We start from the raw sequence: 21919 nt of genomic DNA, 5'->3' as shown, positions 1-21919 counted from the left end.
CAGTGGTCCAGTCCAATGCCACCATCCGGGAAAGCCGTTCGTGAAGCACGACCGCGGCACCCGACGATAGAATTCCCTGCATGGGAGAGCGCCCCGGCGCGCCCACCGCGCCGCCCCTCGTCCTGGTCACCGACCGCGACTCCCGGCTGATCGACCCGACCCGGGCCTACCATCTGGGCCGCGACCCGACCAGTGAGATCGTGCTGGACGACCCCCGGGTGTCCTGGCACCACGCGGTGCTGCGCACCACCGAGGGCCACTGGCTGCTGGAGGACGTCGGCAGCACCAACGGCACCTACGACGAGGGCCGCCGGGTCGACCGCGAGGACATCGGCCCGGGCACCAGGCTGCGCTTCGGCGATCCGGCCACCGGCCCGTCCGCGACCTTCGCCGGCCTGCCCGCCCCCGTCGCCGACCCGGCGGCCACCGAGCACCCGACCCTGCTCGTCCCGCAGAGTTCCAGCGTCTTCCGCAGTCCGAGCGCCGTCCTGGAGCTGCCCGGCCCGACCGTACGGATCGGCCGGGCACCCGACAACGACCTGGTCCTGGACGACCTGCTGGTCTCCCGCCACCACGCCGAACTGCGCCAACTGCCGGACGGCGGCCACGAGATCGTCGACCTGGCCAGCCACAACGGCACCTACCTCAACGGCCGCCCGGTGCGACGCTCCCCGATCGGCCCGGCCGACATCGTCGGCATCGGCCACAGCGAGTTCTGCCTGGTCGACGGCCGGCTGGTCGAGTACGACGACACCGGCGAGGTCTCCCTGGACGTCCAGCACCTGATCGTGCGGGTCGGCCCGGACCAGCGGGTGCTGCTGGACGACGTGGGCTTCCCGCTCACCGAGCGGACGCTGCTCGCGGTGGCCGGCCCCAGCGGTGCCGGCAAGTCCACCCTGCTCAACGCGCTCACCGGGCTGCGCCCCGCCGACGAGGGAACCGTGCTGTACGACGGCCGCGACCTCTACCACGACTACGCCGAGTTGCGCCGCCGGATCGGCCTCGTCCCCCAGGACGACATCCTGCACACCCAGCTGACCGTCCACCGCGCCCTGTCCTACGCCGCCGAACTGCGCTTCCCCGGCGACACCGCGCGGGACGAGCGTGAGGCCCGGGTCCGCGAGGTGATCCGTGAACTGGGACTGGAGGGGCGGGACCAGCAGGTGATCGCCAGCCTCTCCGGCGGCCAGCGCAAGCGGGTCAGCATCGCGCTGGAACTGCTCACCAAGCCCTCGCTGCTCTTCCTCGACGAGCCGACCTCCGGTCTGGACCCCGGCATGGAGCGCTCGGTGATGCGGATGCTGCGCGGGCTGGCCGACACCGGCCGCACGGTCGTCGTGGTGACGCACAGCGTGCTGAGCCTCAACGTCTGCGACCGCCTGCTGGTGCTCGCCCCGGGCGGCCGGACGGCCTACTACGGTCCGCCGACCGAGGCGCTGGAGTACTTCGGCGAGGAGGAGTGGCCGGAGGCCTTCGAGGCCTTCGAGAGCGACTCCGAGGGGGTCTGCCAGCAGCGGTTCCGCGCCTCGCCGCAGTACCGGCGGTACGTGGCGGCCGAGGCCGCGCACCCGGCGCACCCGCCTGAGCCCTCCGCCCCCGTGATCGGCCGGGAGAAGCCGCAGAGCTGGTTCACCCAGCTGGGCACCCTGGTGCGCCGGTACGCCGCGGTGCTCGCCGCCGACCGGCTGTTCCTCACCGTGATGGTCGTCCTGCCGTTCCTCATCGGCGCGATGTGCCGGGTGATGGCCGGCTCCCGGCTCACCGACGAGAACGCCATCAACTGCCTGCTGACGCTCTGCCTCGGCGGTGTGCTGATCGGCTCGGCCAACGCGGTGCGCGAGGTGGTCAAGGAACGCGCGATCTACCGGCGGGAACGCGTGGTCGGGCTGTCCAGATCGGCGTACCTGGTCTCGAAGGTGGTGGTGCTCGGCCTCGTCACGGTGGCCCAGTCCGCGCTGCTGACCGTGGTCGGCCTGGCCGGGGTCACGCTCACCGCACGGCCGCGGCCGAACGCCCCACCGCCGGTCACCAGCGGCGTACTGATGCCCCAGCTGCCCGAACTGATCGTCGCGATCGCGCTGCTCGCCTTCACGTCGATGGTGCTCGGCCTGGTCGTCTCCGCCTTCGTCGGCAAGGAGGAGACCACCATGCCGCTGCTGGTGCTCCTCGCGATCGTCCAGGTGGTCTTCAGCGGTCTGATGCTCAAACTGCACGGCGTACCCGGACTGGAGCAGTTCGCCTGGCTGATCCCGTCCCGGTGGGGCCTGGCCGCCATGGCCCGCACCGTCGACCTGAACCGGCTCATCGTGCCCAGCCCGATCACCGAGGACCCGATGTTCCGCCCCGAGCGCACCGGCTGGCTGATCGACCTGGGCGCCCTGGTCGGCCTCGCGGTGGCGTACGGGCTGGCGGTGCTCGCCCTGCTGCGGCGGCGCGAACCGTCGATCATGCGCAAGTAGCCGCCCCGGCCACCGCCGGTAGAGTGGAAACCGACCTGCGGTGACAGTGCCGCACACAGCCCCGGCCACCGGCCCCGGCCACCGGCTCCGGCTCGCGCGGCGGAGGGAATCACCCGCCCATGGACGAGTTCGCGTTCCAACCCACCCACGTCGCCCCGCCGGACGGCCTGGCGACCTGGACGGCCCCGGACCCCGCACGGCCGTCCGCCCGGCTCGACCCGCTGCTCCCGGTCCGGCTGATCGCCCGGCAGGGTGACTGGGCGCAGGTCCTCTGCTCCAACGGCTGGACCGCCTGGGTGGACGGGCGGCTGCTGGTCGCGCTGCCCCATCCGCCGCCCACCGCGGGCGGCCCGCCCGCCCGCACCGCCGACCCGCGCCCCGCGCTCGCCGAGGCCGAGGCCGCGCTCGCCCGCCACCGCGCCCTGCTGGAGGACCTCGCGGCGGGCACCCTGGACCTGGAGACCTTCCGGGACCGGACCCGCGGCCAGCGGATCGGCCTCGTCGCGGACGGCGAGGCGCTCTGGGTGTTCGACCCGGTGCACGACCGCTGGTGCTACTGCGACGGGCTGCAGCTGCAGACCTACGCGGCCGCCGACCGGCCGACGCCCGCACCGACGCCCGCACCGGTGTCCACGCCGGTCTCCCCGGTCTCCCCGGTGCCGGCGGCGCCCCAGGAGACCGCGACGGCGGCTCCGCCCGCGTCCACGGAGACTGCCACGAAGACCTCCGACCGGGCCACCCCCACGGCGGCGCCCGTGCGCAGCCCGTACGCGCCCACCCGGACCGGCGAGCCGTGATCCCCGCCGGGCCGCCCTCGGCGCCGAGCCTGCCGGCCGGCCTGGTCGGCCGGAAAGTGGCCGGCTACCGGCTGGAGAAGGAGATCGGACGCGGCGGGATGGCCGTGGTCTACCGGGCCAAGGACCTGCGGCTCAACCGGACCGTCGCGGTCAAGCTGCTGGCCCCCGAGCTGGCCCGCAACGAGGTGTTCCGGCGGCGCTTCATGCACGAGTCCGAGGCCGCCGCGGGAATCGACCACCCCCACATCGTCCCGGTGTTCGAGGCCGGGGAGCACGAGGGCATCCTCTACCTGGCGATGCGCTTCGTCGAGGGCGGCGACCTGCGGGCCCTGATCAACCGGGACGGCCCGCTGCCGATCGAGCGCGCCACCCGGCTGGCGCTGCAGATCGCCTCCGCGCTGGACGCCGCGCACGACCACGAGCTGGTGCACCGGGACGTCAAGCCGGGCAACGTCCTGGTGGCCGCCGGCACGGACAGCGAGCACCCCGAGCACCTGTACCTGGCGGACTTCGGACTGACCAAGAAGTCCCTGTCGCTCAGCGGGCTGACCAGCGTCGGCCAGATCGTCGGAACGCTGGACTACGCCGCACCCGAGCAGATCTCCGGCAGGCCGCTGGACGGGCGCTGCGACCAGTACAGCCTCGGCTGCGTGGTCTTCGAGCTGCTCGCGGGCACCCCGCCGTTCCGCCGGGAGAGTGACCTCTCCCTGCTCTGGGCGCACCTCAACGACCCGCCGCCCGAACTGCGCGAGCAGCGGCCCGACCTGCCGGAGGCGGTCGCCGCGGTGGTCGCCCGCGCCCTCGCCAAGGCGCCCGGGGAGCGGTACCCGAGCTGTCTGGGGTTCGTCGCGGAGCTGCGTGCGGCCTCCGTGCCCGCTCCGTGGAGCGGCGGCGGACCGGCCACCCGGGCCGTCCCCGCCGTCGCCCGGGCCCCCGCCGCCCCGACCCCCGTACCGGACCCACCCGCCTGGGCCGGCCCGGCCGTCCACCCTCCGTCCCGGGACCGTTAGGGAGAACCGTCGCATGAACGGTGTGAGCCAGGTCTTCGCCATGCTCGCCGCCGCGATCCACCTCGTGGTGTGGCCGCTGGAGAGCTACCTGTACGGGCACCCACGGGTGCGCTACCTGCTCACCGGCAGTACGGCGGACGCCCCGGAGGTCCGGCTGTGGCGCTTCAACGTCGGCTTCTACAACCTGTTCCTGGCCCTCGGCCTGGTGGCGGGGCTGGCCCTGCTGCACACCGGGCACGCCCCGTCCGGGCGGCCGGTCATCCTGTACGTCGCGGCCTTCATGGTGGCGGGCGGGATCACCCTGTTCGTCTCGGAGCCGAAGGTGTGGCGCGGCGCCCTGACCCAGGCCGTCCCGGCGGCGGTCATCCTGATCGCCGAGGCGGTCTGAGACCCGCGCCGCGGGTGCCGGCCCGGGCAGGCGCTCAGCCGACCGCGTCCTGGGTGACCTCGCCGCGCCGCCGCACCCGCGCGGCGAGCAGCGCCCCGATCAGCCCGGTCACCAGCCCCCAGCCAGCCGCCAGCGGCACCGTCGGCCACAGCTGGGGGCGCAGCGTCAGACTGCCGCTGCCCAGCGCCGCCGCCGGATTGCTGCCGCCGAGGACCGCCCCGAGCAGGTCCCCCAGTCCGTCCTGGCCGAGGCCCACGCCCAGCACGGACAGCCCGTAGTCGGCGTCCATCCGGGTCCACAGGCCCACCAGCAGCACGGTGACGGTGGTGGCCAGGGCGAAGCGGACGGCGTGCTGCCAGAGCCGGACGGTGCGCGGGGAGCGACGGGCGGCGAGGAAAGCGGCGGCGAGCAGCAGCACGGCGGCCACCGGCAACAGCCACCAGACGCGCGCGTCGTACTCGGCCAGGGTGCCGATGTCGATGGTCGCCGCCTTCCCGCCCGAACCGCGCAGCACCGCGCTGAGCGGTTCGGGCACGGGCAGGCCGAGCCCGCCGACCAGCCGCCCGTACCAGGCGGCGCCGAGGCCGATGCCGAAGGCCAGCCACACCAGGTCGGGCAGGGCGAGCAGTACCACGGCCAGGATCTGCCGGGGGTGGTCGTGGGTGATCGCGGTGACGATCCCGGTGACCGCGCCGATCACCACGTACGCCAGCAGCACCATCCACAGGGCGAACGCGGCCGGGCGGACCGCTAGTTGGTAGCGCAGCAGGCCGCGCGGCAGCGGCGCCCGGCGGGACACCGCGAAGGACGCCGCGAGCACCAGCAGCAGCCAGGCCAGCCCGATGCCGATCGTGGTGGGGCCGTCCGCGTGGAAGCCGACCTCGGGGGTGAGCCCGAGCACGCCGCCGATGGTCTGCGCCAGGCTGCCGCCGAGCTGGATCACGAAGGTGTGCTTGGCGGTGACGGTGATCACCACCAGGGCGATCAGCCAGAGCACCACCGTCCGGGCGATCCGGCCGAGCAGTTCACCTCCCCCGGCGACCGCGCGGAAGCGCAGTTGACGCAGGAACACCTCGGCCATCACGACCGCGCCGACCAGCGACACGCTCAACGGCATGACCTCGATCCCGGCGTCCACCGCGGCGAAGTTGCCCGCACCGCCGTCGAGTTGGACGGATCCGCCGACGGCCAGCGCCAGCGTCGCGGCGAGCACGGGCGGGAAGCCGCCCTCCGGGAGGTCGTTGGCGCCGGCCAGCCAGAGTCCGAGCGCGGCCACCGCCGCCATCGCGACGAGCCCGGCCAGCACGACCGCGAGGGCGTCCAGCCAGCCGCGGACGGCTCCGGGCGGGCCGGCGGCCCCGGTGGTGGGCTGGTGCATGCCGCCTCCCTCTGTTCGAGCGGGCCTGGTCCGTTCCCAGGGTGACCGACCCCGGCCGGGCACGCTCGGCGACGGCGGTGGCACCTGCTGTTGCGGCGAACGGGGCACCGGGGGAGAAATGGAACCCAGTGGCAGGAGCTTCCCGTGTCGGCCGTTCGCGCCGGCCGCCTGCGAAACGGAGCCTCGATGAGTTCCCAACCGCCTCCCTCCGGGCCGCCGACCGAGCCGCCCTACGGTCCGCCCTCCGGTCCCCCGTCCGGCCCACTGGCCGGTCCGCCGTCCGGTGGGGGCGCGGCCGGACCGCCGCCGCCCTCGGGCCCGTCCGGGTCCTCCTCCGCCGGTGCGGGCGGCCGCGGCCCGCGCCGGCCGTGGTGGCGCTCCGCGAGGAGCCTGTCGGTGGCCGCGGCCGTGGTGGTGGCGGCCGTGGTGGCCACCGTGCTGATCGTCAACAACCAGGGCGGCAAGAACGAGGCGATTCCGACCGCCAACGAGGTCGCCCTGCAGTCCCCCTCCGATCCGGGACCCGCCCCGTTCACCCCTTCGGTGGAAACCCAGGGCATGAGCGCTCCCGCGCCCACCCCCTCGCCCAGCAGCGCCCCGGCCCAGCCGGGCGGTTCGGCGAAGAGCAGTTCCCCTGCCGTCCTGCACAGTGTGGAGGGCGGCTCGGCGGGGCTGTACGGCGGCACGATGAGCAGGCCCAGCTGTGACACCGAGCGGCTGATCAACATGATCGGCAGCGGTGACGCCGCTCGGGCCTGGGCCTCGGCGGCGGGGATCCAGCAGTCCGCCATCCCGTCCTACCTGCGCTCGCTGACCTCGGTGTACCTGCGGGTGGACACCCGGGTGACCAACCACAGCTACAAGAGCGGCGCCGTGGTCGAGTACCAGGCGGTGCTGCAGGCGGGCACCGCCGTCCTGGTGGACGCCCAGGGCGTACCCCGGGTGCGGTGCTCCTGCGGCAACCCGCTGAAGCCGCCGGTGCTGGTGAGCAATGCCAAGTACACCGGGAAGATCTGGACGGGCTTCCAACCGAGCTCGCTGATCGTGGTGGTTCCGGCGCCGAAGCCGATCGCCGAGATCGTCCTGGTGAACGTCGAGACGGGCGGCTGGTTCGCCCGGCTGACCGGGCGGATCGACGTGGTGGACAAGCACGTCGACCAGCCGACGGGCCCGCTGGTTCCGGGCATCCCGCCGCCCAGCCCGTGGAAGCCGACCGGCCCGGCGGCGACGGCCTCGACCTCCGGCACGAGCTCCTCCAAGTCCGGCTCGCCGAGCACTTCGGGTGCCACGTCCTCGGGCGCGACGTCCTCCGGCGCCACCTCGTCGGGCGCCACCTCGTCGGGCGCGACCTCGTCGGGCGCGACGTCCTCCAAGGCCACGTCCTCGGGTGCGACCTCGTCCGGGGCGACGTCCTCCGGGGCGACCTCCTCGGGCGCGACCTCCTCCGGGGCCACCTCCTCGGGTGCAACCTCGTCCGGCGCGACCTCCTCCGGGGCGGGCTCGACCTCGGCCACCACCTCGACCAGTGCGGGCCGGCCGTCGGAGAGCACCGCGACGACGAGCACCTCGTCCGGTTCGACGTCCACGTCCACGTCCACCAGCGGCTCGACGCTCACTCAGCCGCCGAGCAGCAGGACCACGACGAGCACCGGCTCCACCGCGACGATGACGACGGGCACCACCGGACCGACCACGGGACCGACCACGAGCGAGGGCACACCCTGACCCGGGCCCGGCCCGACTCCCCGCCGCCACCGTCCGCCCCGTCGGCCGGTGGCGGCGGCACGTCTCAGGGCAGCAGCGCCAGCGGGCCATCCGTCACCGGCGGCACCGGCTCCAGGACGTCGCGCAGGGCACGTATCCCCCGCCGCCACGCCGGGCCGGCCTCCGTCTCGTCCCACAGTTCGGCCAGCTCCGACTCCTCCGCCACCACCCGGTCCAACGCCTCCACCGCGAGCGGGCGCAGCTCGACGGGCAGCGTGGGTATCGGCTCGTCGGGGCCGTAGGCCGTCGTCACGGCCGTGCCACCCGGGCACTGCGCGGCGACCAGCGCCGCCGCCGCGACGGCCTCGACGCCCTCGTCGTCGTCCAGGTGCTCCGGCCTCCGGGCGGCGCGCTCCAGCGCCGCCCGGAGGAGGACCGGACGCTCGTCGGGTGCGGCACCGTCGAGGTCACCGGCGAAGTCCGCCGCGGTGTCGTTGTCGAAGTGGCCGATGTCCCAGGTACCCATGCCCGTTTCCCTCCGTGTTCGTGTGCGATGAATGCTGGCACGCGCCACTGACAATTCGACCGGGCGTCAACTCCTCGCACCACCGTGCATTAATCGGTGGCCGACGACGCCGCGAACCGGCAGAGTGCCGCCATGATCGGCAACGGACTGGGCGAGGACGGGTACATCGCGCGGGAGGGCTCGACGGAGCGCGTCACGGCGGAGTTCGCCCCGGTGGTCGAGGCCGCCCGGGAGCGGATCGCCGCCGCCTTCGGCCCCGCGCGGCTGCACAGCGCCTACCTGTACGGCAGCGTCCCCCGGGGCACCGCGGTCCCCGGCGTCTCCGACCTCGATCTGCTGCTCGCCCTGCGCCACCGGCCCACTCCGGAGGACCGCGCCCGGGCCGATGTCCTGGAGGCCGCCCTCGATTCGGCCTTCCCCCAGGTCAACGGCGTCGGCGTGCTGCTGTTCGACACGGAGACCCTGCTCAGTGAGCGGGAGCGGCACGACCTGGGCTGGTTCGTCGCCTGCCTGTGCACCCCGCTGCTCGGCGAGGACCTCGCCGACCAGCTCCCCCGCTACCGCCCGACCTCCCTGCTCGCCCGCGAGACCAACGGCGACCTCGCGCTCGTCCTCCCCCGCTGGCGCGAACGACTGGCGGCCTCGACCGGGGGCGGCGCCGCCCCGGACGGCGATCTCGCGGCGCTCAGCCGCGCGGTCTCCCGCCGGCTCGTCCGTACCGGCTTCACCTTGGTGATGCCCCGCTGGAACGGTTGGACCAGCGACCTCACCGCCTCCGCCGAGGCCTTCGCCGCCCACTACCCCGACCGCGCCGAGCAGATGCGCCTCGCCGCGACCGTCGCCCGTACGCCCACCACCGACCGCGCCGTCCTGACCGTCCTCGTCGACGACCTGGGCCCCTGGCTGGCCGCCGAGTACACCGCCGTGCACGGCGAGAAGGCACCGCGCCCATGACCGGCGACCCCCTCGTCCGGGAAGTCTTCCCCGATCTCGTCCGCGAGCTGACGGCGCTCCTGGAAACGGAGGGCGAGCCCGAACTCGCCGCCGACGCCCGGGAACTGCGCCTGGTGGCGGACTGCGGCTGCGGCGACGACTTCTGCCAGAGCTTCCGCACGGCGCCCCACCGGGCCGGACGGCCGTACGGACCGGGCCATCGCTGCGTGCCGCTGCTGCCCGCCGAGGGCACCCTGATCCTGGACGTCGTCGACGGCCGGATCGTGTACGTCGAGGTCCTCGGCCGGGAGCCCCTGCGGGACCTGCGCGAGCCCCCCGACCACGGCGGCCACCAGCCCGCGCTCCCCGACCGGGTCGGTCACCGGCCCGACCGCCCCGGCCGGTGACCGCCCGTCGCGCGGCTCAGTCCACGCAGGGGATCCCGCCCGCCTTCACCGCGGGCCCCTGCATCGGCAGCCCGGCGGCCGGATCGGCGGAACCGTCGGCCGGGGCCGAGGAGCCCGCCGGGGGCGCGGCCGGGGTGGGGGTCGGGGTATGGGTGGCGGCGAGGGTGACCAGGACGTGGCCCGCCGCGACCACCGAGGACGGGGCGGCGGTCACGCCGTAACGCGCGGCGACCGCCTGGGCGTCGGCCTTGGCGCCGCTGCCGTAGGCCACGGTGGTGGCGCGGGTCCGCGCGGGGGCGTCGGCGATCCTGCCCGCCTGGTAGCCGAGGGCGACCAGGGCCTTGGACTCGGTGGCGGCCGCGCCGGCGCCCGCCACCGCGTGGACGTCGACCACGGACTTGGACGCGGCGCTCGGCGAGGACGAGGACGAGGACGAGGGCGAGGACGCGGGCGAAGCCGGCTCCGCCGAACCCGACCCCGAACCCGAGCCCGACCCCGAACCCGGCGCCGTGACCGGAGTGGTGAGTGCCCCGTCCCGGTTGAACAGCTGCCGGACGATCTTCTTGATCAGGTCCGGGTTGACGGTGTTGACCTCCTGCCCGCCGACGGTCTTGAACCCGGTGATCGGCAGGGTGTTGAACTCGACGTTGCCACCGGTGAGGTTGGGGGCCTGCTGGGCGAAGTCGAGGATGTTCCACTCGTTGTCGATCACGACGTCCTTCTTCACCACCCCGAACAGCTTCTGCATCTGCCCGAAGTCGTTGAGGATGCCCTGCTGCTTGAGCCGGTACTCGACCGAGGAGATGAACGCCTGCTGCCGGTGGGTGCGGTCGAGGTCGCCGTTGGTGAGGTGGTGGCGCTGGCGGACGAAGGAGAGCGCCTGGGCGGCGTTGAGCGAGCTGATCCCGGCGGGCAGCTTGAGGCCGGTGCCGCCGCCCTCGTGGGTGGCGGTCCGGGCGATGATCGGATCGTCGACCGGGTGGTTGAGGCAGACCTGGATGGGCTCGACCGCCTTGGCGATGTCGTAGAAGCCGATCAGGTTGACCTCGGCGAAGTGGTCGATCGGGACGTCCAGGAAGCTCTGCACGGTCTGGATGGTGGCCGAGCGGCCCGCCTCCCGGCTCTGCCGTTCCAGTTCGGCCTTGGACAGGCCCTTGCCGGTCAGCTTCGCCTCGGCGGCCTCCTTGGCGATGCCGTAGGCCTCCTTGATCTTGTGCATCTTGCCGTCGGCGCCGACGGTCTGCACGTAGTCGTCGCGCGGGACGGACAGCGCGGTGACCTTGCCCCCGTTGGCCGGGATGTGCAGCACGATCAGGGCGTTGGTGTTGTAGCCGCCGATCTCGCTGGAGCCGGCGTGCAGTTCGTCCTCGACGAACTGCTTGGGCAGGTCGTTGCCGTCCATGTCCTTGCGGCTGTCCAGGCCGATCAGCAGCAGGTTGACGGACTTGTCCAGGTGCGGTGGGGCGTTCCGCTTGGCGTCCGCCAGCGCGGTGGACTTGATCATGCCGTCGTCCAGGCTGCGGTACTCGTACCAGGTGAAGCCGCTGGCGCCGAGCACCGCGATGGAGACGGTGCAGGCCAGGGTGCGGCCGGCCACGGTCAGCGGGGCGGAGCCGCGGCGGGGGGCCCGGCCGCGCGGGCGGTTGCTGCGCTCAGCCACGGCGCCCCCTTCCGCTCGGGACACCGGCCCTGACGGGCCTGCGGCGGTCGAGCACCACCCGGACCCCGAGCACCAGCAGCGCGACGGCCACCGCCTCAGCCATCACCGGGAACGCCCCGACCACCCAGCGCACCGCACCGGTCCCGAGGGCCTTGCCCTGGTACCGGCCGGGATCGGACAGGTATTCGACCCCCGAGGCCGTGAGCAGCACCACCACCGGGGCGGCGGTGACCACCCACCAGCGGCCGCCCCGGCTGCACAGCAGGGCCGCGACGCCGGTGCCGAGCACCGCGCCGACCGCGAACAGGATGCCGACCCCGGGACCGCTCAGCTCGTCCGCGACCCCGCCGACCAGCGGCAGCCCGATCGCCGCGAGCACGACGACCAGGCTTCCCCGCCGGCGCGCCTGCTGCCTGCGGCGCGAGGCCGCACCCCGCTGGACGCGGCCCTGCCGCGACGGGTCGGCGGCGCCGTCGGCGCCCCGGGAGCGCTGGGCGGGCACGGCGGGGTCCTCGGTACGGGTTCCCGCGTCCTGGTACGACGTTCTCGCCCGCTGGCCGGCCATGCGCACTTCCCTCGATCGTTTCGGCAGCGGCGGCGCGACCACGCCACCGCTCGTGCCGGGACGCCACCGGTCCCGTGGCGGATCCCACCGTCTAGGCCTGTAGGAGCTGTTGTGGAGCACACAAACCCATTTCAGCAGAGCCACCCGCCGCCGTCCCGCGACGGCGGACCGCCTTCCCGGCCCTCGTTAGGATGACCATGATCCCCGCCACGTCGGCACACCAACAGGAACGCGTCAGAGGAGCAGAGCGTCACCATGTTTGAGAGTCTGAAGAACCTCGCCGACAAGGCCACCGACCTCGCCCGCGAGCACAGCGACGTGCTCGGGCAGGGTCTGGAGAAGGTCGGCGACGTGATCGACGACCGCACGGACGGCAAGTACAGCGGGCAGATCGACACCGGCGTCGAGAAGGCGAAGGACTTCCTGCGCAACCTCGACGGGGAGCGGAAGCCCGCCGAATAGGGCCGGAGGAGCCTCCCGCGAGGCACGGTCGACCGTACGGCGATCGAACTGGATGACGGGCGAACGGGGAGGGGCCGGCAGCGGTGAGCGAGGAGCAGAAGGGGCCGCGCTGGGGGCGCTGGATCGTGATCGGCGTCCTGGCCGCGGCCGGGTGGGGCCTCGTCCGCGGGGGCGGCCACGAGCCCGCCGCCCCCTCCGCGGCACCCTCCTCGCCCCCGTCCGCCGCCGCCTCGGCGCCCTCGGCCGGCCCCGGCGCGTCGTCCGCGCCGCCGTCGAAGAACGCCGGGGCCTACGATCCGGCCGACTACGCGGCGCCCGTGCGCAAGTACGCCGCCGAAGCCGGGGTCAACCCCCAGCTGCTGATGGCGATCCTCTACAACGAGGCGTACAAGCCGCACGACCCGGACTTCGAACGGGCCTGGCAGCGCAACAAGCCCGATGCCGCCTTCGGCATCGCCAACATGCACCGGGCCGCCTTCGACGACACCAAGCCGGGACGCCCGTTCGCCGACCGCCGCTGGGAGGAGCTGCCGGACGACCGCGACCTGGCGATCCAGGCGGCTGCCTGGCACCTCCACGACCTCGCCGGCCGGCTCCCCGTCCGGGCGAGCGCCCCGCTGGACAAGGACGAGCTGCTCGCCCTCGGCTACAACGCCGGGGCGGGCAACATGCTCGCGTTCGCGCGGGGCGTCAAGATCGGTGCGCAGGCGCAGTCCTACCTGGACCGCCTGCACGACAACTGGGCGCGCTCCGGCGAGGCCGTGAAGTAGCCGCCGGGAGGCGTCAGCTGACGCCGAGCCGGTCGGCCCACCGGGCGCGCCAGGCCAGCGCGTCGGCGACGCCCTCCGCGAGGGTGTGCTCCGGCGTCCAGCCGAGCAGCTCACGGGCGGCGTCCACGGAGGCGTAGCAGCCGATCACGTCGCCCGGGCGCGGCCCGGCCTCGCGGACCTCCAGCTCGGTGCCGACGGCCTGTTCGAAGGCGGCGACCAGTTCCCGGACGGTGGTGCCCTCGCCCGTCCCGACGTTGATCGCCCGGTAGCGGTCGGCGGCGTCGGGGGCGATCACCTCGTCGAACCGGAGCAGCGCCGCGACGTGCGCCTCCGCGAGGTCCTGGACGTGGATGTAGTCGCGGATGCCCGAGCCGTCCCTGGTCGGCCAGTCCACGCCGGTGACGGTGAACGGGGTGCCGTGGGTGTGCGCCTCGATCAGCTTGCCGAGGGCGTGGCTGGGGTTGAGGTTCTGCAGGCCGGTGCGCAGCCGGGGGTCGGCGCCGATCGGATTGAAGTACCGCAGGGCGATGACCCGTTGCCGCTCGGCCCCCTCGCCCCGGGTCCAGTCCTGGAGCACCTGCTCCATCATCAGCTTGGTGCGCGCGTAGGGACTGTTCGCCTCGACCGCGGAGCTCTCGTCGACCCGGCCGTCCGGGGTGGGCGCGTAGATCGAGGCGGAGCTGCTGAAGACCACCCGGGTGCAGCCGTGGCGTTGCAGGGCGTCCAGGAGTTCGACCGTCTTGGCGACGTTCTCCCGGTAGTAGAACAGCGGTTTGGCCACCGACTCCGGGACGACGATCCTGGCCGCGCAGTGCACGGTGGCGTCGATGTCCGGGTGCTCGGTGAAGATCCGCTCCAGCAGGGCGGCGTCGGCGATGTCGCCGCCGTAGAAGACGCGGTCCTCCACGAACTCGGCGCGGCCCTTGGACAGGTCGTCCAGGACGACCGGGGTGATGCCCCGGTCGAGCAGGGCGGAGGCCACGGTGCTGCCGATGAATCCGGCACCGCCGGTGATCAGGACCTTCCTCATGCGCGGTTGCTCCCTTGCGGTCGGCCGGGTGCCCGGTGACGCCCGGTGATCTCTGGGACGCGGTTGGTGCACGCCCGGTTCCGATCCGTCAGCGCCGTACTCGGGCCCGGTCCGTCGGCCCGGTTTGTCAGCGTCGGGCGCGGGCGCGGGCACGGGCACGGGCGCGCAGCCGGAAGCCGGTGGCGACCAGGACGACGGCCGCGATGGCGGTGCCGATGGCGGCCCAGGTGGTGGCGTCGTCGGTGGTCTCGTGGACGGGCGCGGCGGCGGTGGCCGTGGGGGTGCGACCGGCGGAGGCCGCGTCGGGAGTGGTGGGAGTGGTGGGAGTGGTGGGAGTGGCGGCGGCCGGCCCGGAGCTGACGGTCACGTCCAGCGGTGCCGGGTCGCTGATCGCGGCCGCCTCGACGTCGAGTTCGCGCTCGCCGTGGCCCAGCGAGGGGAAGGCGCAGTCGACGGCGACCTTCCAGTGCCCGGCGGGCAGCAGCTCCCGGGTGGTGTACGTCCCTGGCTGCCCCGGCACCGGGACCAGCCGCCAGGGGCCGGCGGTCCGGCCGTCGGCGGCGGTTGCGGAGAGCGTGCCGGCGAACTCCTCGGTGACCGGGTCGTGGTCGTTCTCCCAGGTGGCGACGGTGCTGACGTGGCCGTTGTGCTGCCCGGTCACGTCCAGGTGGACGGTGTCCCCGTGGGCGGCGGCGGGTGCGGCGGCGGGCAGGACGGCCGCCGCGGCGAGCGCCAGGGGAACGAGCGGGGCGAGCAGCGGGCGGGTGCGGATTCGCATGACGGGCGGTCCTCGGGCGGTGGGGGTGCGGGGAGCGGGGAACGGGATACAGGGAACTGGGCGCCGAGAGCTGGGAGCTGGGCGTCGGCAGCGGCAGCGGGTGCGGCCGCCCTGGGGTGGTGGGCGGCCGCACCCGTGGTGCGCGGGGTGGAGCGGGCTCCGGGCCTACGAGGTCTTCAGCAGCGACCAGCTCTGGTACGGCCGGCCGTTCGGCTGCTGCAGCTCCAGCAGCCAACCACCGTAGTACCAACGGTCGCTGAGCCCGAGCACCAGGGTGGAACCCTCCGCCGCGAGGGTGAACCCGCCGTCGCCGGCGGTGAGTTGCCACTTCTGGGCGGCGGCGTCGGCGCACGGCTGCTGCGCCACGTACTGCCCGGCGACCGGAGTGCCGCCGAGCTGCAGGCACTTGCCGGAGCGGGCCGACTTGATCCGCACGGCGCCGTTCCCGGCGTCCTCGAACAGCCACTTCTGGTTGGCGTAGCCGGTGCGCTGGTAGCCGATCGCCACGGTGCCGTCGTTCATCGAGCTGCCCCACAGGTCGGCGGCCTGGCCGGTGAGGCCGTTGACCATCGTGTAGTGGGTGCCGGGCTGCGGGCGGCCGGCGTCGGCGAGGGTGTGGAAGCTCGCCTGGCGGCCGGGCTTGCCGACCTTTCCGGCCGCGTCGCGGACGGCGACGGCCACGGTGTAGCCGGTGCCGGGGGCCAGTCGGACCACGCCCACCACGGTCGAGCGGACGGTGCCGATGGTCTGGCCGTTCAGCTGCACGTCGTAGCCGGCGGCGGACGGGACGGCGTTCCAGCTCAGCATGACCGAGTTCTGGGTGACCTGACTGGCCGTCACATCGGGTCCGGCGCCGCCCGTGGTCGGGGTCGCGGTCGGCGACGGGGACCCGGTCGGCGTGGCGGTGGGGCCGCCGGTGGGCGTCGGGGACGGCGAGGGCGTGCGGGTGGGCGTGCCCGTGGCCGTCGGGCTGCCGGTCGGGGTCGGGGTCGGGGTCGGGGTCGGGGTCGGGGTGGGGGTGGGGTTCGGCCCGGTGCCGTTGCCCGCGATGAGGAAGCGGTTGTTCGCGACGTTCCAGTGCGTGGCCAGGTAACTGCCGGGCGCGGGGTTCGTGTTGTAGTAGTCGTCGTGGTTGCAGTCGAGCCGGTCGTCATGGGATCGGTCCGGGCAGACGGTCCGCATCTGCGGGTAGTAGGGGGCGTCCGAGTAGCACATGATGTCCCACTCGTCCGTGCAGTGGCCCGCCTTGCTGGAGTTGGGCGCGCTGTTGTTCACCGCGCCCAGGTTGTGGCCGAGTTCGTGGGCCGCGGTGGAACCGCTCCAGCAGCCGGAGTCCGTCCGCCCGTACGAGGGGCCGAAGTTGCTCAGGTTGTCCTGGCCGGAGCGCTCGTCACCGGCGAAGGTGCCGATCCCGCAGTACACCTTGGCGTCGGTGAACATCATGTACTTGCGGTCCTTGCGGTTGAACCCCTGCGCGGCCAGGGCGCGGTTGCTCGCGTTGAAGTCCTGGATCTCGGCGTCCGAGATCTGTACGTTCAACACCGAGGCGGTGCAATCCGGTTCGGTGACGAAGCGGACGTGCCGCACCCCGCCGGTCTCGGCGGCGCTGGCGTTGTAGATGACGTCGACGTCCGCGGCCCACTTCTTGAACGAGGCCAGGTACTGGGCGAACCGGTCGTTGCCCGGGGAGTGCACGTACACCACCTGGACGCGGTTGCCGCTGCTGCCGTCGCCCTCGCAGACCAGGCCGGAGCCGGCGGCCGGGGCAGCGGCCTCCTGCGGCGCGGCGGCGGTGCCGGAGTCGCCGAGCAGCGCCTTCTGGGTGGCGTCGAGGACGGGCGCGCCGCCCTTCAACAGATCGGCGGCGGCGGGCGGTTGGGCGCCGGCCGGCGGGGTGAGCGCGGGTGCCTGGGCGGCCGGGGCGGCGACCGGCGGGACGTCCTTGTGGACGTCCACGTCCTTCGGCGGCGCGTCCGGGCCGTGGCTGCACTGGGTGCTGCCGGTGACCTCCAGCATGTTGCCGCAGCGGTCGCTGGTCGGCAGGTTCAGCCCCGCGTAGACCAGGCCGCGATCGGGCTGGTCCTTGGGTATCGCCTTGGGCGGGGCGACCTTCTCGTCCCGCTTCGGCGCGGGCGCCCTGGTGGCGCCCTCGGCGGTGCCGGTCTCCCCCGGCCCGCCGTCGTCCGCGACCGCGTCGACCGGCGCGTCCGCCACCGCGACGGCGTTGTGCACGGCCGCCGGCTCCAGCGCCGTGCGCAGGCCCAGCGTGCCCGCGACCAGTCCGGCCGCCACCGCCACGGCGACCAGGGCACTCCTGCGGGTGAGCCTGCGGCGCTTGCGCCGACGGAGCTCGCTGCTCCGGTGTCCCATCGCGTTCCTTTCCTCGTGCGACGGTCCGCGCCCGGTGATGCGGGGCTCGGACCTTCCGACACAAGGGAGAGCGAGGGGGACGACCGGGAATAACAGAAACCTCTTGCGAAACTTCCGGACATGTTCGAGACGGCCTCCGGGACACCCAGCCGGTGCGGCCGGGCGAGGCGGGCCGGTGGTGAGCCGAGGGGGAGGGGGCGCGCGCGACGGCGGGCGTGAAGGTGCCGGGGAGCGCACTCGGGGGGTGCGCGCTCCCCGGCATGGGGTGGTGGCGGCCACCCGGCCGGAGCCCCGGAGCCTGCGGCTCCGTCGGCCGTGACGAATGCCAGACCTCTCGACAAGTCGTGACCAGCGCCCTGACCAGGGAAGTTTCCGCCCCGGACATGCCATCGCGGGAGAGCATGTGACGTGAGGTCAGCCCGGCTCGAACGCTCAGGCGGCGACCTCGGCCCGAGCCGCCCCGCACCCACCGTGCAGCCGGGCCAGCCCGGCGGCGAGCACCGCGCGGTCCCCGGCCAGCCACAACCGCAGTGCCGCGGAGAGCGCGGCACTGGCCGGGCCGACCGCCGATCCGCCGGTGCGCACCAGCCGCTCGCCCAGCAGCGGCAGCAGGTCGGCGACCGGAGCGGGCAGCCAGAGCGTCATCGCGCAGGGCGCGGGCCGGGCGAGGACCCGCAGCAGCGGCAGCGCCGAACCGTCGTCGTGCAGCGCCGGGATGACCTCCAGCAGGCCGTCGACCGCCACGCCGGAGACGTCGCCGCCGTGGCCGCGCGCGAGATCCCGCAACAGCGCTCGTTCGGCGGCGGTGATCCGGACGGTCAGCATGACCTCGTCGTCGCGGTCCATGGTCCCGGTCCCCTGTCGTGGAGTTGGTGGCGCCGGAGGTGGTGGCGTCCGGAACCGGACTCCTGCCCCGGGACCGCCGTGCACTACCGCCGCCGTCAAGCCGTAGGGGCCGTAGGGGCCGCCGTGGCCGCCGTGGCCGACTTGGCCGACCTGGCCGGCTTGGCCGCCGTGGCGCATACGGTTCATCAGGCTCCTCCTTCTCCACCGGCCATGCTGGCCCTCGCACCGCCGTACGGGCGAGGGCCGAAAGACCCTGCCGTCCCGGCGGTGCGCGAACCGCCAGGAGGGGAGCATCCCCGCAGGTCAGGCCGGTCCGGCGAGGCGTACCGTCGGACGGGACGATGATCCGTGCGGAGTGGACCCAACGGATCGGCCGTTGGAGTGATCCGCACGCGTTCGGCGCAACGCCCACCGGACCGGCGCGTTTCCCATGGCGTGCGCCCTCTGCCCCCGGGCGCACGCGGGGACCGCGCACGCCGGTCCCCCGCCTCCCGGCCGGCCGGCCGGTGCCCTCCCCCGGTACCGCCCGCGCCGGTCCTCCTGGTGAGAGGAAGTGTCATGGCCCTGCTGACCAACGCCCTGCTGGCAGAGACGCGGAAGCGGATCGTCCCGCCGAGAACCGCGCCGCCCCCCGTTCCCACCGTCCGCGCCGCCGTCCCCCCGCTCGCCCCCGGCGCGCTGCCCGGCCTCGGCCACGCCGCCGCCCTGCTGCGCGACCCGCTCGGCTTCCTCGGCTCGCTGGCCCGCCTCGGCGGCGTGGTCCGCATCCGGCTCGGGCCGCGCACCGTCTGCGTGGTGACCGACGCCCGGCTCGTTCACACCCTGCTCGTCGCGCTCGCCCACGACTGTCCGCGCGGCGCCGTCCAGGACACCCTGAAGACGGCCTTCGGGGACGGCCTGCTGATGTCCGAGGGCCAGGCGCACCGCGACCGCCGCCGGATCATCCAACCCGCCTTCGGCCCGGACCGGATGGCCGGGTACCTCGCCGTGATGCACCAGGTCGCCGAGGAGCGGGCCGGGCGCTGGCGCCCCGGCCAAGTCCTCGACGTGGCCAAGGAGATGAACCACCTGGCGCTGGAGATCGTCACCCGCTCGCTGTTCGGCGCCCGGCTCAGCGAGGACGCCACCCTGGCCTTCCACCGGGCCCTGCCCGACCTGGTGAAGGGGCAGATCGTCCAGTCCCTCTACCCCCACCCGGCACTCGCCCGCCTGCCGCTGCCCGTCAACCGGCGCTTCGACGCCGCCGTGCGGGTGCTCAACCGGGTGGTCGACCAGGCCGTCAACGGCCGCGCCGGAAAGGCCCGTTCGGACCGGAACGGGGGAACCCTGCCCGCCCTGCTGCGGGCCGCCACCGACCCGGCCACCGGCCGACCGCTCACCGAGGCCGACGTCCGCTCCGAGGCGATCACCATGTTCGGCGCCGGCACCGAGACCGTCTCCACCACCCTCACCTGGCTGCTGGACGAACTCCTGCGCCACCCCGAGGTGGAGGCCCGCGTCCTCGCCGAACTGGACGAGCACCTGCCCGCCGGAACCACCCCCACCCCGGAGGCGCTCGGCCGGCTCACCTACACCCGCAGCGTCACCCAGGAAGTGGTGCGGCTGCACGCGCCCAACGCCTTCCTGATGCGCACCGCCCAGGTACCCGTGGACCTCGGCCCGTACCGGATCCCGGCCGGCACCGAGCTGCTGTACAGCCTCACCGCGCTGCACCGCGACCCGGTGCGCTACGACGAGCCGCTGAGCTTCCGGCCCGAGCGCTGGCAGGACGGCGGCGGGCTCGGCCGGCCCTCCTTCCTGCCCTTCGGAGCGGGAAAACACAAGTGCATCGGGGAGGCCTTCGCCTGGGCCGAACTGACCGTCGCGGCGGCCGCGATCCTGCGCCGCTGGCGGCCGGTGGCGGTACCGGGGGCGCACGCCCGGGAGGTGGTGTGGACGACCGTCCAGGCCCAGGGACTGCGGGTCCGGCTGGCGCCCCGCACGGAGGCCGCCGTCGAGCCGGCCGGGGCCGGTGCGCCGCAGCCTCCGGCGCATCGGCCGATCACCGCCGGCTGTCCGTTCACGGGCACCTCGGCCGCCACCGCCGTCCCGGCCCCGCGGCCACCCGCCGAACTGCGCGCCGCCGCCGACCGGCACGCCGACTGGACGGTCCGCCACGGCCTGCTCGCCCCGGCCGAGCTGCCCGGCTACCGGGCCTACGCGCTGCACGAGCTGATCGGCCACGCCTTTCCGCGCGCCCGCGGCACCGAACTGGACCTGCTGGTCGACATGCTGGGCTGGTTCACCGTCCTGGACGACCGCTTCGACGGCCCGCCCGGACGCCGCCCCGCCCAGGCCCACGCACTGGTCGACCCGCTGATCTCCGCCCTCGACGGCGACGCCGGCCCGCCCACCCCGGACGACCGGCTGCTCACCGCCTGGCGGGAACTGTGGCGGCGCCAGAGCGAATCGGCCTCCCCCGCCTGGCGGGCGAGGGCGGCCGACGAGTGGCGCGCCTGCCTGGCCACCTTCCCCGCGGAGGCCGAGCACCGTGCCCGCGGCACCGTCCCCGCCCTCGGTCTCGGCCTGGCGGACACCATGCGGCTGCGCCGCCACGGCAGCTGCCTCTATCCGTTCATGAACATACTGGAACGGGTCCACGGCGCCGACGCCCCCGCCGCCCTGCACGCGGAGCCCGCACTGCACCGCCTGCGCGCCAACACCGCCGACGCCGCGACGCTGATCAACGACCTCTACTCGCTGGAGCGGGAGGAACGGCAGACCGCGGCCGCGTTCAACACCGTCCTCACCCTGCAACGGATCCGCGGCTGCACCCGCAGCCGGGCCGTCCGCGCCGTCCGCGCCCGGGTCCTCAGACTGCGCCAGGAGAACGAGGAGCTGCGCCGCGACCTCGGCCGCCGGCACCCGGCCGGGCGCTGGTACCTGGACGGCACCAGGGAACTGGTCGCCGGCGTCCAGGCCTGGACCAGCACCAGTGACCGCTACCTGGTGCCGGGCGGCCGGGGGCGCTGAGGCCCCGGTCCGGCACGTGCGGTCGTGCTACTTGCGGCCACCCAGCGCGAAGAGCAGCAGGACGAAGCCCGCGAACAGGTGCGTGGCGAAGATGTAGATCCCCGCGCGGAGCAGCATCGCCTTGCGGCGGCGCTTCTCCTCGCTCGTACCGTCGGCCTCCACCGGGCTGTCGGCGCTGTCGCTCATGATGCGGCTCTTCTCGGGGTCGGCTGCGGGCTGCGGAGCTTCTGGCTGCGGGTGCAGGGCTGCGGGTGGTGGTGGGCGGCGGGCGGCGGGGGCTCAGCGGGATGACCGGCCGCCGGCAGCACGCAGTTCGGTGAGCAGCGCGCCCTGGTCGGTGATCAGCTCGGTCAGGATCCGGCGCGCCGCGCGCAGCAGCTCGGCGACGTCCGGGGTGCTGAGCGCGTACACCACCGTGTTGCCCTCACGGGTGGCCGTCACCAGCTGGGTGCGGCGCAGCACCGCGAGCTGCTGGGAGAGGTTGGACGGCTCGACCTCGATCTCCGCCAGCAGCTCGCGCACCGGCCGGGGGCCGTCCTGGAGCAGCTCCAGGACCCGGATCCGGACCGGGTGGCCGAGCGTGCGGAAGAACTCCGCCTTGGCCTGGTACAGCGGGACCGGCATCGCCCGTTCCCTCCCTCGGATCCGGCTCGGTGATCGTCCGGCCGGGCGGGGTGCGTGCCGCGGCCGACAGGCATCATCGCGACAGATGAAGATTTCTTCAAGTCGTCACAGCGGAAGGTGACCACCCCCACACCGTCGGCCGCGCCGGAACGCGGGGAGGACAAGCCCGCGGTTCAGCCAGCTCCCGCACCGAGCAGTCG

The 21919-nt window shown here is 74.2% G+C and carries 20 protein-coding genes; 10 read left to right on the top strand and 10 right to left on the bottom strand.

Features of this window, described 5'->3' with window-relative positions; genetic code table 11:
• Positions 1-80 precede the first annotated feature (80 nt).
• The 4 genes from ACZ6Z8_RS18610 to ACZ6Z8_RS18595 all read left to right on the top strand — a co-directional run bounded on the left by ACZ6Z8_RS18610 (position 81) and on the right by ACZ6Z8_RS18595 (position 4654).
• Complete coding sequence (locus ACZ6Z8_RS18610) at positions 81-2459, top strand: ABC transporter ATP-binding protein/permease (RefSeq protein ID WP_465611022.1); 2379 nt, start codon at positions 81-83, stop codon at positions 2457-2459.
• 119 nt (positions 2460-2578) lie between these two features.
• A complete protein-coding gene (locus ACZ6Z8_RS18605; RefSeq protein WP_465611020.1) occupies positions 2579-3256 on the top strand; it encodes a hypothetical protein in 678 nt (225 codons plus the stop codon).
• Positions 3256-4266, top strand: a complete 1011-nt coding sequence (locus tag ACZ6Z8_RS18600) for a serine/threonine-protein kinase (RefSeq protein ID WP_465611147.1) — start codon at positions 3256-3258, stop codon at positions 4264-4266. Before ACZ6Z8_RS18605 ends, ACZ6Z8_RS18600 begins: the two co-directional genes overlap by 1 nt.
• A 13-nt stretch (positions 4267-4279) precedes the next feature.
• Positions 4280-4654 (top strand): DUF1304 domain-containing protein, encoded by a 375-nt coding sequence (locus tag ACZ6Z8_RS18595; RefSeq protein WP_465611018.1) that lies wholly within the window; start codon positions 4280-4282, stop codon positions 4652-4654.
• Positions 4655-4688: 34 nt separating this feature from the next.
• On the opposite strand, the gene ACZ6Z8_RS18590 is transcribed toward ACZ6Z8_RS18595, so the two are convergent.
• Complete coding sequence (locus ACZ6Z8_RS18590) at positions 4689-6032, bottom strand: streptophobe family protein (RefSeq protein WP_465611016.1); 1344 nt, start codon at positions 6030-6032, stop codon at positions 4689-4691.
• A 396-nt stretch (positions 6033-6428) separates the two neighbouring features.
• Here ACZ6Z8_RS18590 and ACZ6Z8_RS18585 point away from each other — a divergent pair, with 396 nt between their 5' ends.
• On the top strand, positions 6429-7757 hold the full coding sequence (locus tag ACZ6Z8_RS18585; protein ID WP_465611014.1) for a DUF6777 domain-containing protein: 1329 nt from the start codon (positions 6429-6431) through the stop codon (positions 7755-7757).
• Between the two features lie 64 nt (positions 7758-7821).
• Here ACZ6Z8_RS18585 and ACZ6Z8_RS18580 read toward each other — a convergent pair whose 3' ends face one another.
• Positions 7822-8262, bottom strand: a complete 441-nt coding sequence (locus ACZ6Z8_RS18580) for a DUF4259 domain-containing protein (protein ID WP_465611012.1) — start codon at positions 8260-8262, stop codon at positions 7822-7824.
• 132 nt (positions 8263-8394) lie between these two features.
• Here ACZ6Z8_RS18580 and ACZ6Z8_RS18575 point away from each other — a divergent pair, with 132 nt between their 5' ends.
• Together ACZ6Z8_RS18575 and ACZ6Z8_RS18570 are read left to right on the top strand one after the other, a co-directional pair.
• Complete coding sequence (locus tag ACZ6Z8_RS18575) at positions 8395-9216, top strand: nucleotidyltransferase (RefSeq protein WP_465611010.1); 822 nt, start codon at positions 8395-8397, stop codon at positions 9214-9216.
• On the top strand, positions 9213-9602 hold the full coding sequence (locus ACZ6Z8_RS18570) for a hypothetical protein (RefSeq protein ID WP_465611008.1): 390 nt from the start codon (positions 9213-9215) through the stop codon (positions 9600-9602). Before ACZ6Z8_RS18575 ends, ACZ6Z8_RS18570 begins: the two co-directional genes overlap by 4 nt.
• Positions 9603-9618: 16 nt before the next feature.
• On the opposite strand, the gene ACZ6Z8_RS18565 is transcribed toward ACZ6Z8_RS18570, so the two are convergent.
• Both ACZ6Z8_RS18565 and ACZ6Z8_RS18560 read right to left on the bottom strand, forming a co-directional pair.
• Entirely contained in the window at positions 9619-11262 is a 1644-nt protein-coding gene (locus ACZ6Z8_RS18565; RefSeq protein ID WP_465611006.1) for an LCP family protein, read from the bottom strand.
• Complete coding sequence (locus ACZ6Z8_RS18560) at positions 11255-11827, bottom strand: DUF6542 domain-containing protein (RefSeq protein ID WP_465611004.1); 573 nt, start codon at positions 11825-11827, stop codon at positions 11255-11257. The genes ACZ6Z8_RS18565 and ACZ6Z8_RS18560 overlap by 8 nt, the downstream gene beginning before the upstream one ends.
• 255 nt (positions 11828-12082) lie before the next feature.
• On the opposite strand from ACZ6Z8_RS18560, the gene ACZ6Z8_RS18555 reads away from it, so the two are divergent.
• Positions 12083-12289 (top strand): antitoxin, encoded by a 207-nt coding sequence (locus ACZ6Z8_RS18555; RefSeq protein WP_465611002.1) that lies wholly within the window; start codon positions 12083-12085, stop codon positions 12287-12289.
• A gap of 83 nt (positions 12290-12372) precedes the next feature.
• Positions 12373-13059, top strand: coding sequence for a lytic transglycosylase domain-containing protein (locus ACZ6Z8_RS18550; protein WP_465611000.1), 687 nt, complete (start codon positions 12373-12375; stop codon positions 13057-13059).
• Positions 13060-13072: 13 nt separating this feature from the next.
• Here ACZ6Z8_RS18550 and galE read toward each other — a convergent pair whose 3' ends face one another.
• The 4 genes from galE to ACZ6Z8_RS18530 all read right to left on the bottom strand — a co-directional run bounded on the left by galE (position 13073) and on the right by ACZ6Z8_RS18530 (position 18083).
• Entirely contained in the window at positions 13073-14089 is a 1017-nt protein-coding gene (galE, locus tag ACZ6Z8_RS18545) for a UDP-glucose 4-epimerase GalE (RefSeq protein ID WP_465610998.1), read from the bottom strand.
• 127 nt (positions 14090-14216) lie between these two features.
• Complete coding sequence (locus tag ACZ6Z8_RS18540) at positions 14217-14867, bottom strand: hypothetical protein (protein ID WP_465610996.1); 651 nt, start codon at positions 14865-14867, stop codon at positions 14217-14219.
• 165 nt (positions 14868-15032) lie between these two features.
• Positions 15033-17237, bottom strand: a complete 2205-nt coding sequence (locus ACZ6Z8_RS18535) for an RICIN domain-containing protein (RefSeq protein ID WP_465610995.1) — start codon at positions 17235-17237, stop codon at positions 15033-15035.
• Positions 17238-17669: 432 nt separating this feature from the next.
• On the bottom strand, positions 17670-18083 hold the full coding sequence (locus tag ACZ6Z8_RS18530; protein ID WP_465610993.1) for a hypothetical protein: 414 nt from the start codon (positions 18081-18083) through the stop codon (positions 17670-17672).
• A gap of 558 nt (positions 18084-18641) precedes the next feature.
• On the opposite strand from ACZ6Z8_RS18530, the gene ACZ6Z8_RS18525 reads away from it, so the two are divergent.
• Positions 18642-21095 carry a cytochrome P450 gene (locus tag ACZ6Z8_RS18525; protein ID WP_465610991.1) on the top strand — a complete coding sequence of 818 codons (2454 nt, stop codon included), beginning with the start codon at positions 18642-18644 and terminating at the stop codon, positions 21093-21095.
• A 27-nt stretch (positions 21096-21122) separates the two neighbouring features.
• On the opposite strand, the gene ACZ6Z8_RS18520 is transcribed toward ACZ6Z8_RS18525, so the two are convergent.
• Both ACZ6Z8_RS18520 and ACZ6Z8_RS18515 read right to left on the bottom strand, forming a co-directional pair.
• Entirely contained in the window at positions 21123-21281 is a 159-nt protein-coding gene (locus ACZ6Z8_RS18520) for a DUF6126 family protein (RefSeq protein ID WP_465610989.1), read from the bottom strand.
• A gap of 93 nt (positions 21282-21374) precedes the next feature.
• Positions 21375-21719, bottom strand: coding sequence for an ArsR/SmtB family transcription factor (locus ACZ6Z8_RS18515; RefSeq protein ID WP_465610987.1), 345 nt, complete (start codon positions 21717-21719; stop codon positions 21375-21377).
• Between the last annotated feature and the right edge of the window lie 200 nt (positions 21720-21919).

The organism is Kitasatospora sp. NPDC101108 (assembly GCF_055584725.1).
This window is presented reverse-complemented; position numbering and strand designations above follow the sequence as displayed.